Genomic DNA, 11,893 nt, shown 5'->3' with positions numbered 1-11,893 from the left:
TAAAACACTTTCGTCATCCCCGCGAAGGCGGGAATGACGAAGGTAAGTTCGGCGACGATCAGGCGTCGGCGGTAAGGCTATCCGCCAATCCGCGCTCAAGCGCCTCCGTCAGCTTGTCGAGTGCGATCGCCAGCCGCTCGTCCAGCAGCGCGAGCAGTTCGGTCCAGCCCGACATGCCCTCCAGTTCGTCCGCGCCGTCCGAGACACCGCGCAGGCCGATCATCGGCACGCCGAACCGCTGGCATGCGCGCAGCACTGCGTAAGTCTCCATGTCGACGAGGTCGGCGTCGATCCGCGCATAGTCTTCGCCGCCTATGACATCGCCGCCGGTCGAGAGCGAGGCGCGGGGCAGGTCGGGGAGCAGCACGGGCAACTGCAGAACTGCCGGATGGTCGGCGAACGGTGTGACGCCCCTTGCGAAGCCGAGGCGCGATGCGTCCATGTCGCGCCATGACACGCTTTCGATCTGGTAGACTTCCCCATCCGGCAGCGCCGCGATCCGGCAGAGCCCAGGGTCACGACCAGATCGGGCAATTGCCCCGAGGCCTCCAGACGCTGCAGGCACGCGGTCGCCGCGATGGCGGCCTCGACGGGACCTACGCCGGTCATCAGCGGCGTCATCCGCGCCCTGAGATGCGGGCCGTACTCATGGTCGATGGCCATGACGAACAGCACCTGCATTCCCGCTATCGACGTCGGCTTCACAACTTGCTCCTGCATCGCCCGGCCCTGATTCCTGCCGTAGCGGCGCGATCTTTCGCAAAGGTGACGCCGGCGCGCAATCGGCTTGTCGCAGGCCACCTTGATTTCAGTAGCCGCGACGTGTCAGGCATTCATCATGCTAGCACATACCCGTTCGATGATCGCTGCGATCGCCTTCGCCGCCCTGACCGGCAAGAAGGTTGCCGGACTCTACGACCATTCTCTTGGCCGCGACCTGCAGATCGCCGCCGAGTTCCGCGACGGCCGTTTACAGGGGTTCGACGGCGCCCGGAGTGTAAAATTCGGCGGTACGCTGCCGGAAATCCACGACGCCGGGGACAAGAATTTCGTGTCGGTCGAGATCGATGGCGCGCAAGTCAAAGGCTACGATCGCGCCTCATCCACGTTCTTCGCAGCCCGGGTCGAGGATGGGCTGGTGCAGGTCTATGACTACGGGCGGAAGGCGTGGTTCGCCTATGACGTGCAGGACCCGCAGGCGGCGAGCGAGTACCACCGCGCGGCCGGCCCGGCCTAGGATTTTCCGGGTGCGGCCTTGGGTGCGACCGGTGCTTTCCTGGCTTCCCGCTTTTCCATGTGCTTCTTGAGCGCGTAGCCGCCCACCGCCGCGGCAACGAGTCCGACCGGCCCCAGTCGTCGCAGCACGCTCGTCGCGGCTACGCCGAGGACCGCACCGCCGGTGCCGTCGATACCGCGCACGTGTTGCGCTACCTGACTCCTGCGACTGCACCCAAAATCTTGCCGAGCATATTTCTGTCTCCTTTGCAGGAGGAAGGGACGGGATCGGCCTTTGTTCCGGCTATCGCGCCTTTGCGCGTGCGCAAACCCGGGGATCAGTTCTGCGCCGAACAGGCGGGCGTCGGGGATCGGGTCATAGCCGCTGACGATGAACCGGGAGAACCCGGCTTCCCGGTATTCCATCAGCGCATCCGCGACCTGATCGTGGCTGCCCACCAGGCATCCCAACGCCGGCCGACCGATGGGAACGCGGGTGATGCCTGCCCAGAGCAAACCCTCCAGCGCATTCTCGTTGGCGGCTTGCCTGGCCCGGTCGATTGCCGCCCGGCGGCCTTCACCCGGATTGGTCGGGAAGCGGCCGTTATCGACGACTTCCTCGATCAACCGGTCCTGAATGGCATGGGCGCGTTCCCACGCCTGCGCCGGAGTGTCGGCGACGAGGACGCGCAGGGAGGTGAGCAGGGCCGGTGAACGGCCGATCGCGCGGGCGCGGGACAGCACGTCGCGCGCGGGCTCCTTCAGGGCGGCGGCAGGGAAGCCGGGGAACGCATAGACGTCCGCCGCGCGCGTCCCGTACTCGATCGAGGCTGGCGAACTGCCACCCCAGAAGACCGGGATGCCCTTTTCCGGCCGAACGTGGGAGAAGGCGCCCTCCACCTGGTAGAATTCCCCCTCGTGATCGAAAGGCGCCTGGCTCGACCAGACCTTGCGCATGACTTCGACGTATTCGTGGCTGCGGCGATAGCGGTCGTCCTTGGTACTGTAATCGCCGTCCGCGTGGAGTTCTTGATCGTCGGCACCGGTGATGATGTGGACACCGCAGCGCCCGCCGCTCATCCGGTCGAGGATGGCGAACATGCGCGCGGCCATTGTCGGCGCGATGAAGCCGGGTCGGTGCGCGATCATGAAGCCGAGCCTGCAGGTCGCTGCCGCTGCCCATGTCGCTATGGGCAGGCTGTCAGGCCGATGGGCCGAGTTGGCGATGAGCACGCGATCGAACCCTGCGTCCTCATGAGCGCGGGCGCAGGCTGCGATGAACTCGGAATCCACTTCGTCGAAGGGCCTCGGCCTGGCTTCGGAATAGTCGTTCCAGTGCAGGATGCCGAAGAATTCGGTCGTGTCGTCGGTCATGGATGTGCGCGCCTCACCGCTTGGCAGGGTCCGGCGCGACTGGCCGGTAGGGGGTAACGTCGAAGAGGAAGCTGTCGAGGATGTCGGCGAAGCGACCCGGCACTTCCAGCGGCGGATAATGTCCCACGTCCGGCAGGATCAGCGTCGATACCTGAGCATGGACCAGAGCATCGCGGAGGACCGCTGCACTCTCGACCGGCAGGACCGGATCGCGGGCGCCCCAGACAAGCAGCACCGGCGCAGTCACCTTCGCCAACGCGTCGGCGGTCAGCGCCGGATCGTCGAGCGCTGCGACGATGGCCAGCCTGTCGGGCGCGGCGGGGCGGCGGTTCATGTCGTAGTATTCGTCGACGAGCCGGTCGTCCGCGCGGCCGGGCTCTCCGGTGTAGAAATCGAAGTAGGCCCGCCAGTAGGAGCGCGGGCGGAAGATCTTGCTCTTGCGTCCGGTGGCCGGAGTGGAGGCGGCGATTTCCCTCGCCAGCGCGGCGCTGAGCGCCATGCCTTTGCCGTCCGCGCGGCCGGTGGGCGTGTTGGACAGGATCAACCGCTCGACCCGCCCCGGATTGCGCGCCGCGTAGTAGAACGAGATTGCACCGCCGCTCGATACCCCGGCAAGGTTGGCGCGTTCGACCTTGAGGGTCTCAAGCAGCGCCTCCAGCACCAGTACGGGATAGAGCGGGCGGTCGTAGAGTACACGTGGCGGGGCGCCCGACAGGCCCATGTTCGGCTCATCCCACGCGATCACGCGGTAGCGGCGGCTCAGACGCTCGATCATGGGCGCGAACGTGCGCAGCGACGAACTCGACCCATGCGTGAGGACCAGTACGGGGCCGGAGCCGACATCGACATAGTGGATGCGCGTGCCGAGCAGGTCGATGAACTTCGATTGCGGAAGGCGGTAGCGGCTTTCCAGTTCGGCGACCGGGATCGGGTCGGGGCTGGCGATGGTTTCCTGCGCGCAGACGGGGGCGATCGTGAGCGAGAGCGCGCAGAACGCGCCGAGCACGGCGTGTTTCATCGTGTGCAGTCCTGTACTGTGCCGGCAGGCGGACGGGCGGCCTTGCCGCTGTCGGCATCGAGGAACCAGGCGATGTCCTCGGCGGCGTGCGGAGCCTCGATCGGCAGGAAATGGCCTGTACCGGGAAAACTGACCATTAGCCGGCGGGAGGCGCCGACCGTGCGTGTCACCTCGCAGCCCACCGAAACCGGGAGCATGGACCCGGCCCCGCCCCAAAGCACGAGCGTCGGTACGCGGACCGAGCCCAGCTGCTGCGCGGTCGTCTGCGATCGCTTGCCGTAATCGCTCGCTTCAAAGCGCAGGGCGCTGGTGAACTGGTCCAGCGTCGCCCCATTGCCGGGCTTGCGGTGCATGTCGTAGGTCTGCTGCACCAGATCGTCGGTGAGGACGGACTTGTTGGCGATCAGGCGGTTCAGGAGGTAGCGGTAGAACGCCTTGGGCCGGTAAATCGGCCGGAACAGGGTGTTCTCCAGAAAGCCCAGCATGGCCGAGGTCTTCGGCTGCAAGCCGGGTGGGATCGGCACCAGCGGCGCGTTCACCAGGATAAGGCTTTCCACCTGATCGGGATGCGCCAGCGTATAGCGCATGGCGATCGCGCTGCCGGTAGAGATGCCGCCGATACTGAAGCGCTTCAGGTGTTCGTGCCGGGCTAGGAGGGCGATCAGCTGCTCGACGCGGCGGGGGCTGTACTGGCCGGTGCGGTCGGGGCCGGAGAGGCCGTAAGGCGGCATGTCGATGCGGATCACGCGGTGGTCGCTGGCGAGCCGCTGCGCCCAGGCATCCCAGATACGCAGCGACTGGTAGTGCCCGTGGATGAGCATGATGACAGGCCCGGAGCCCCGGTCGTCGATGTGAAGTTGCACCCCGTCTAGCGACACGTAGCGGGAATGCGCGGTCTGGTAGCGGTGGCGCAAATCCTCCAGCGAAATGGCGAAGGCGCCCGTCCGCGCAGCGAGGGCGAAGGCGCCGAACCCCACTGCAAGCAGTGTCAGCGCCGCGATCCCGGCCATGACCGGACGTTTCAGCATGTCCCGTGTTTCCCCGCCTTCATGCCCCGGACTATGCGGAGGGCACCGGTCATCGCCCAATCGAAAGCGCGCGCGCAGTCATGCCCAAATCGTATGGGAGATGGCTCTCACAGCGCCTCGTGCAGCCGCTTGATCACCACGCGCAGGGCGCCGCTCATGTAGGTCCGCCGCCGGGTGATGACGCAAAGCGTCGCCTCGACGCGGCGCATGTCGGCGGAGACTTCCTGCAATCGCCCGTCGGCTAGGCAGTCGGCGATCTCGGTACGGGCCATCAGGCCGATCAGGTCGGCGTGGAGCAGCAACTGCCGCAGCATCGCGGGCGAGGAACTGCGGACGCGGATGTTGTGGTCCTCGTCCTCCAGCCCCAGAAGTCCGCGGTAGAATGCCTCGGCATTGGGCTGGTTGAAGATCGCCCAGGGCCAGCGGGCCAGTTCTCGCGCAGGCATCACGCCGCGTTCGAGGATCGGGTGCCTGCGTCGCGCGACGAGCACCAGGTCGAGCCGGGTGAGCGGCCGGAAGTTGAGGTCGCCGCTGTCGAGGTCGGGGCGCAAAGTGTCGATGATCGCATCGAGTTCCCCGCGCCGCAGCCGCGCGAACTGCGTCTCGGGCACGTCGAAGTCCAGCGAAAGCGTGATGTTTTCCGCCGAAACCGCCATTTCCGCGCAGGCCTGCGCAATGCGCGGGTCGGTCGCGGTGGAGCCGATGCCGAGGCGGACATGGCCCAAACCGCCCGCCCGCATGGCGCCGACATCCTCGATCGCCTGGTCGAAGCCGTGGAGGATCGAGCGGGCATGGGCCGCCAGCAATTCCCCGTATCGGGTGGGCAGGACGCCGCGATGGCCGCGCTCGAACAGGTCGACGCCGAGCTGCTCCTCCAGCGTGCGGATACTGCGCGAAAGCGTGGGTTGCGTGATGTTCTGCGCGGTCGAGGCGAGGGTCATCGAGCCCGTCTCCACCGCCGCCAGGAAGTGTCGCAATTGCCGGATCTGCATGGTCTTCCGATTCCTCGAGCATACGTTTTGTGCATGGAAGAAGCCGTGCTTTCGATTTCCCGGGCCAGCGCCGTGTCCGTAGTCTCCGGCTGGTAGGCAGTCCGTGGCGGACCTGTGAGGCGGGGGCGCTCTTGACCGAAATAGCGGCACTCAACGGCACTCAAGGTGTACCTGGCGGCACCAGGCGCATACCGATCACGACCAAAGTGGGCTGGGCGTTCGGTTCGGCGGGCAGCACGACCGTGCTCTACGTCGTCAACGTCATCCTGATGTATTACCTGGTGACCGCGACCGGGATGGACCCCGCCCTCGCGGGCTCGTTCATGCTGGCCGGGCGGATCTACGACGGCATCGCCGACCTGCTGATCGGACAGGGCAGCGATCGTACCCGCAGCCGCTGGGGACGGCGGCGACCGTGGATGGCGGCGGGTGCCTTGCTGAGCGGCCTCGGCATGGCCTGGCTGTTCTCGGGCAGCGGGGCGGGCGGTTCGCAGGCGGTCATGGTGATGGGCGCGCTGCTGCTGACCTTCACCGGCTATTCTGCTTTCGCGATTCCTCTTCCGCGATGCCCGCCGAGATCACCGACAGCCCGCAGGAGCGGACCTCGCTGATGGCCTGGCGGACGTTCTTCATCCAGCTTGCCGCGCTGGCGGGGGAGCGTTGGCCCCGGCGATGATCGCGTGGGGCGGCAGTTCCGCCGATGCCTTCGCGCGGATGGGCTATTGCATGGCCGCCTTCATCTTCGTGAGCATGGCCGTCGCGGTCGTCGCGACGGGTGGCCTGCGCGAGCACCCTGTCGAGCATGAGCGCGGCTCCGCACTCGCCGGGTTCGCGCAGCTTTTCGCCAACCGCCCGTTCATCGTCCTGCTGGGCGTCAAGTTCTGCGGCTTCATCGCCTCGGCGGCGGTGGGCGCGACCGGGCTGTTCTTCATGCGCGACATCCTTGCGCGCGGAGAGACCGGCATGGCGCAGTTCGCGCTGGCGAGCGGCGTGGTCGGCACCATGAGCGTGCCCGTCTGGCGCCAGATCGCCCGCTTCGCGCCCAAGCCGGTGATCTGCGCGGCGGCGCTGGTGCTTTCGGCCGCGATCAGCCTGAGCTGGCTCGCGGCCTCCCCGGCCGAGGGCGATGCCCTGTTCCTGCTGCGCGGCGGCTTTGCCGGTTTCGCGACGACGGGAACGCTGCTGATGACGCTGTCCATGTTGCCGGACACCATCGCCTTCGGGGTGCGCCGCAGCGGGCTGCGCAAGGAGGGGCTCTACGCCGCTTTCTTCGAGTTCTTCCAGAAGGCCGCCTTCGCCCTCGCGCCGTTCCTCGTCGGACTGTTCCTGCAGGCGAGCGGCTACCGTTCCGGGACCGGCGCCGCGCTGGTGCAGAGCGAGGCCGCGCGCGAGGCGGTGCGCCTGTCGATGGCGGCGATCCCGGCGGTCGCGCAAGTGGCCGGGATCGTCCTGCTCCTGTTCTACCGGATGCCTGCTGAGAATTTGGCTGAACCGGCGCCCGCGCCGCACGAGGAAAACTGACGCGTCATGTCGATCGAGATCATCGGGACTTTCAACCATCGCGAATCCTCGGAGGCGAACCCGCGTCCGATGGGCATCGTCGAGCCCGACTTCATCGCCCGCCTCGCCGCCGCGTTCGAGGCGGCGGACTTCGACCGCGTGCTGATCGCGCAGGCGGCGACGTGGCCCGACGGCGTGGTCTTCGCCACGCACCTTGCCGGGATCACCAAACGGCTCAGGTTCATGATCGCGCACCGCCCCGGCTTCGTCGCGCCGACGCTGGCCGCGCGCCAGTTCGCCACGCTCGACCGGCTGAGCGAGGGGCGGGTGGGCGTCCATGTCATCTCCGCCCCCAGCGACACCGAGACGCAGGCCGACGGCGATTTCCTAACCCGCGACGAACGTCACGCCCGCAGTGCTGAATATATTCCGCTGCTGCGCAGGACATGGAGCGGCGAGCGGTTCGATCACGACGGCACGTTCTATACCTTGCGCGGCGCGCGCTCCGAAGTGGTGCCGGTGCAGGCGGGCGGCATCCCGGTGTTCTTCGGCGGCCAGTCCCCGCGCGCACTGGAAGTCGCGGGGCAGCACGCCGACGTCTACGCCTTCGGCATAGACCGGCTGGAACCCAGCGCCGCACTGATCGCATCGGTACGTCAAGAGGCGCGTAAGGCCGGTCGGACAGTCGATTTCTGCATGTCCACCCGGATCATCGTCGGCCGTACCGAGGGCGAGGCATGGGACAAGGCGCAGGCGGTGCTGGAGGACGTGCGCCGGGGCGTCGAGGACATGGCGCAAAAGGGCGGTCAGCCCGGCGTCCTCGGCAAGAACGAACTGGCCGAAGCGCGCGCCCGCGAAGGCGACGTGCTGGACGAGCGGCTCTGGGTGGGCATCGCCCGCGCCACCGGGTTCCAGAAGGCCGCCAGCACGATCGTCGGCACGCCGGACTCGGTCGCCGCCAGCCTGCTCGCCTATCACCGGCTTGGCGTGAACCGCTTCCTGATCAGCGGCTTCGATCCGATCGCCGACGTCCTGCACCTTGGCGAGCACCTGGTGCCGCGCCTGCGCGCTTTCGCCGCGCTGGCCGCCTGAGCCGGTGCGCGCGCACTCATCCCGGAGGTTTGGAAAGTTCGCGGCGCAGCAGGTTGGCGAATTCCATGACGATCGGACGCAGCGGAATATCGGGGCGGTAGAGCAGCCCGGTCGCGCGCGGGACGGGCATGCCCTCTACTCGCAGCGCCTGCGCCCGGGCGCCGCTCATGTAGTCGTCCGGCATGATGCCGAGGCAGCCTTCGTCCTCGATCATTGCGCGCATCATCCTTGGGGAATCGGTGCGGAAAACCTGATCGGGAAAGCCCATGCCGCCATTGGCGAAGAAGCGATTCATGTCGAGATCCGCGTGGAGGCAGTTTAAATAAACCCAGCGCTCGCGCGTCAATTGTTCAAAAGTAATGGCATCATCTATGGCGCATAGGTGGTGCAGTTGTGCTGCATATAAATGGGTTGTTGTAGTAAAAAGTCGCTCATAGGCGATGCCTGCCTGCATGCGGTCCGTCGGGACCATGCTGGCGATCAGTTCGACCCTGCCCTCCAGCACCATCGGCACCAGATCCTCGATCATCCCGATCTTCAGATTGATCGACAGGTGGGGATAGCGCCGCGCGAACTCCGAGAGGATTTTCGGCAGTGCGAGGTCGGCCAGATGTGTGCCGATTCCGACGTTCAGCGCACCCCCAGACCCTTCGCCAGCCGGGCGATGTCGGCCCTGGCATTGTCCGCTGTGGCGGTCAGCAGGTTGGCGTATTCGTAAAGCACGGAACCTGCCGAAGTCGGCTCAATTCCGTTGTTTCTGCGCACCAGAAGCGGCGTTCCAACGCTCGCTTCGAGGGCGTTCATGCTGCGCGTCAGGGCAGGCTGGGTGAGGTGCACCGCCTTGGCCGCGGCCGAGAACGAACGCTCCTCGATGATGGCGATCAGGTGGCGCAGCTGGCGAAGGTCCATCGTGCTCTCCGGGCGGCGGGACTCAGGGGTCCGGCCTCTGCAGTTTCATAACTGATGGTTATGGGCGGACAACCCAAATTCAATTGAATATCCGATTTTATCCTGAAAACTTCCGTTCCGAAGTCGTGCAATGAATCGAAGTTCATTGACACGCAAATTCCGAAAACAGGGAGAATACCAAGATGCGTTCGAAATCGAAATGCTATGACTTTGGTGCATGCTGCACCGCGCTCATGCTCGTCATGGCCACTGCGCCTGCCGCGCAGGCCCAGGAAACCCCGGTTGCGCCGTCCGCTCCGCAGGCCGAAGCGGGCACCGACGGCGGGGTGATCATGGTCACCGCCCGTCGCCGCGAGGAGTCGCTGCTGGAGACCCCGGTGACGCTGTCGGTCATGACGGCGGCCAACCTCGCCAAGCTCAACGTCAACAACGTGCTGGACCTGCAGGCCTTCACGCCGGGCCTCTATGCGCAGCAGACCAGTTCGGGCCGCGTCGACCGCAGCTACAGCCAGATCGTCATCCGCGGCATCGCCGATCCGCTGAACCCGACCGTCTCGGTGTTTCTCGACGGTACGCCGGTCAACTTCGACGTCATCAACAACCTCGGCAACGAAGTGTCGCGTGTCGAAGTGCTCAAAGGTCCGCAGAGCGCCGCCTTCGGCCGCCAGTCCTTCGCGGGCGCGATCAACGTGGTGACGCGTGATCCGGGCGATGCGTTCCGGTGGAACTTCGACGGCACTGCGGGCAGCTATTCGCTCTATGACATCAAGGCGAGCGTCGAGTTGCCGATCGTCAAGGACGCCATCGGCCTGCGCATCGGCGGGCGCCGCTACGGCTTCGACGGGCAGTACACCAACCCCTACGACGGCAGCCGCCTCGGTGCGCAGCAGACCGAGACGATCAACGGCACGCTGGTGATCAAGCCGTTCGACGGCCTGCGCCTCAAGGCTTTCGGCATGTATCTGGAGGACCATGACGGCGCGGGCGCGGCGGGCTTCTCCAGCCGTCTGCCGGTCAACACCTTCAACTGCAACGCGGGCGCCGCGCCGACCAACGTGAACAACTTCTACTGCGGCAAGATCCCGCAGTTCCCAACCAGCCAGATGGGCCAGAACCCGGCGACGCCTGCGTTCATCGACCAGGTCGTCAACAACTCGCTGGGACGCCTGAACCCGACCTACAAGGCGATCAACGACCACGCGGGTCTGGAGCGCCGCGAGATCGTGACGAACCTTGCGGTGGACTTCACGATCCCCGGCACCGACATCGTGCTCTCGTCGCTGACCGGCTACAACAAGACCCGTTTCCAGAGCAATCAGGACCTCGACGGGCGCGATACCAGCGGCATTCCCAACACCACGGTATCGACGATCCCCGGTTTCGTGGGCGATCCGTTCATCAACTACCCGACCATGGCGATGTACAAGGAGCGCGCCGTCAGCCAGGAGTTCCGGGTCACTTCCGGCGCGAACCAGCCGCTGCGCTGGATGGTGGGCGCCAACTACTTCAAGGTCAGCAACCGCAGTTATACGGTCGCGCTCTATCCCAATACGATCCAGGTGTTCGGCGACGGCTCGCTCAATACGCTCGTCGACAAGAGCGTGTTCGGCAGCGTGTCCTACGACTTCTCGCCGCGTTTCACGCTGAACGCCGAAGGGCGCTACATCGAGGAGGAGCTGAAGGTCTACTTCCGCAACCCGCAGACCCTGCGCACCAGCGGCAAGTACAAGCGCTTCGTGCCCCGCGTGTCCGCGCAGTACAAGTTCACGCCGGACCTCATGGGCTACGCGACCTATTCGCGCGGGATGAACAAGGGCGGCTTCAACCTCTCGGTCCTGCCGCTGACCGCCGCTCAGCGCGCTTATCTGGAAGAGCGCGCCTCGGTCACCAACATCTACAAGCCGGCCGTCATCGACAACTACGAACTGGGCCTGAAGGGCACCGTGGCGGATGTGTTCTCCTTCAGCGCGGCGGTCTTCTACGCCAAGTGGAAGGACCAGGCGATCACCAACAGCATCCAGGTCCCCAACGCCACCCCGGGCGCCAGCGACATCGGCGTCGGCGTGACCCAGAACACCGGCAGGAGCACGGTGAAGGGCGCCGAAATCGAGGGTAACCTCAAGGTGACCCATGCGCTGTCGCTCAACTTCAACGCCGGGTACAACAAGGTCGAGCTGGACACTTCGATCCCCTGCGCCTCGTGCGTGGCGATCACCGGCAACTCGACGGTGGCGGCGGGCGCGCAGAACCCTGCGGCTCCGGTGTTCACCAGCAACGTCGGCGCGGAATACGGCGTCGACATCGGCGACGGCTACCGCTGGTTCCTGCGCGGCGACTATGCACACCGCAGCCGCATCTACACGACGTACGAGAACATCTCGTGGATCGGCGATGCCAACAAGGTGAACGTGCGCACCGGTATTAGCAGCGAGCATCTCGACGTGCAGTTCTTCGTCAACAACGTGTTCAAAGACAAGAGCTACACCGGCGTCCAGACGACGACGAGCCTGCTCGGCGGCAATGCGGTGGTGCTGTCGATGCCGGTCAAGCGCAACGGCGGCATCCGCGTGCGCTTCGGGTTCTGATCTTTCGAACATGGCATGATCGAAAGCCGTCCGGGAGCGAGCTATCGCTTCCGGACGTCGCTTTTTCAGCGAAAATCCGCAGATCATACGCAAATACTATGCGGCCGCGGATTTGTTCGTCTCGAATTCCAACGCCGCACCATCCTAATGGCTCTGCTGCATTCGACTCGTCCCGCAGCC

At 65.8% G+C, this 11,893-nt stretch carries 11 protein-coding genes and 1 pseudogene; 5 read left to right on the top strand and 7 right to left on the bottom strand.

Going from position 1 to position 11,893, the window contains the following annotated elements:
• Positions 1–58 precede the first annotated feature (58 nt).
• Positions 59–720: pseudogene (locus tag KZO24_RS23530) on the bottom strand (5'-methylthioadenosine/S-adenosylhomocysteine nucleosidase).
• A 118-nt stretch (positions 721–838) separates the two neighbouring features.
• Between KZO24_RS23530 and KZO24_RS23525 the strand changes: the two are divergent.
• A complete protein-coding gene (locus KZO24_RS23525) occupies positions 839–1,237 on the top strand; it encodes a hypothetical protein (RefSeq protein ID WP_271184355.1) in 399 nt (132 codons plus the stop codon).
• On the opposite strand, the gene KZO24_RS23520 is transcribed toward KZO24_RS23525, so the two are convergent.
• From KZO24_RS23520 to KZO24_RS23505, 4 genes are all read right to left on the bottom strand, one after another.
• Positions 1,234–2,589, bottom strand: a complete 1,356-nt coding sequence (locus KZO24_RS23520) for an LLM class flavin-dependent oxidoreductase (protein ID WP_486487311.1) — start codon at positions 2,587–2,589, stop codon at positions 1,234–1,236. The two genes, KZO24_RS23525 and KZO24_RS23520, sit on opposite strands and share 4 nt — an antisense overlap.
• Positions 2,590–2,602: 13 nt before the next feature.
• Positions 2,603–3,607: an alpha/beta fold hydrolase gene (locus tag KZO24_RS23515; RefSeq protein WP_271184357.1), complete on the bottom strand. Its 1,005-nt coding sequence runs from the start codon at positions 3,605–3,607 to the stop codon at positions 2,603–2,605.
• On the bottom strand, positions 3,604–4,635 hold the full coding sequence (locus tag KZO24_RS23510; protein WP_271184358.1) for an alpha/beta fold hydrolase: 1,032 nt from the start codon (positions 4,633–4,635) through the stop codon (positions 3,604–3,606). Before KZO24_RS23510 ends, KZO24_RS23515 begins: the two co-directional genes overlap by 4 nt.
• 107 nt (positions 4,636–4,742) lie before the next feature.
• Positions 4,743–5,627, bottom strand: a complete 885-nt coding sequence (locus tag KZO24_RS23505; protein ID WP_271184359.1) for a LysR family transcriptional regulator — start codon at positions 5,625–5,627, stop codon at positions 4,743–4,745.
• A 131-nt stretch (positions 5,628–5,758) separates the two neighbouring features.
• Here KZO24_RS23505 and KZO24_RS23500 point away from each other — a divergent pair, with 131 nt between their 5' ends.
• The 3 genes from KZO24_RS23500 to KZO24_RS23490 all read left to right on the top strand — a co-directional run bounded on the left by KZO24_RS23500 (position 5,759) and on the right by KZO24_RS23490 (position 8,219).
• Complete coding sequence (locus KZO24_RS23500; RefSeq protein ID WP_486487310.1) at positions 5,759–6,238, top strand: MFS transporter; 480 nt, start codon at positions 5,759–5,761, stop codon at positions 6,236–6,238.
• Positions 6,239–6,299: 61 nt separating this feature from the next.
• Complete coding sequence (locus tag KZO24_RS23495) at positions 6,300–7,148, top strand: MFS transporter (protein WP_486487309.1); 849 nt, start codon at positions 6,300–6,302, stop codon at positions 7,146–7,148.
• A gap of 6 nt (positions 7,149–7,154) precedes the next feature.
• Complete coding sequence (locus KZO24_RS23490) at positions 7,155–8,219, top strand: LLM class flavin-dependent oxidoreductase (RefSeq protein WP_271184361.1); 1,065 nt, start codon at positions 7,155–7,157, stop codon at positions 8,217–8,219.
• A 16-nt stretch (positions 8,220–8,235) separates the two neighbouring features.
• On the opposite strand, the gene KZO24_RS23485 is transcribed toward KZO24_RS23490, so the two are convergent.
• Both KZO24_RS23485 and KZO24_RS23480 read right to left on the bottom strand, forming a co-directional pair.
• The gene (locus KZO24_RS23485) at positions 8,236–8,814 is read right to left on the bottom strand and encodes a substrate-binding domain-containing protein (protein ID WP_486487757.1); all 579 of its coding nucleotides are present in this window, start codon (positions 8,812–8,814) and stop codon (positions 8,236–8,238) included.
• A 35-nt stretch (positions 8,815–8,849) separates the two neighbouring features.
• Positions 8,850–9,128, bottom strand: a complete 279-nt coding sequence (locus KZO24_RS23480) for a LysR family transcriptional regulator (RefSeq protein ID WP_486487308.1) — start codon at positions 9,126–9,128, stop codon at positions 8,850–8,852.
• A gap of 182 nt (positions 9,129–9,310) precedes the next feature.
• On the opposite strand from KZO24_RS23480, the gene KZO24_RS23475 reads away from it, so the two are divergent.
• Complete coding sequence (locus KZO24_RS23475; RefSeq protein WP_271184363.1) at positions 9,311–11,713, top strand: TonB-dependent receptor; 2,403 nt, start codon at positions 9,311–9,313, stop codon at positions 11,711–11,713.
• The last annotated feature ends 180 nt before the right edge of the window (positions 11,714–11,893 follow it).

This window comes from Novosphingobium sp. NFX11 (assembly GCF_057376415.1).
Note: the sequence above shows the minus strand (reverse complement) of the source record. Positions and strands in the feature narration are given on the sequence as shown.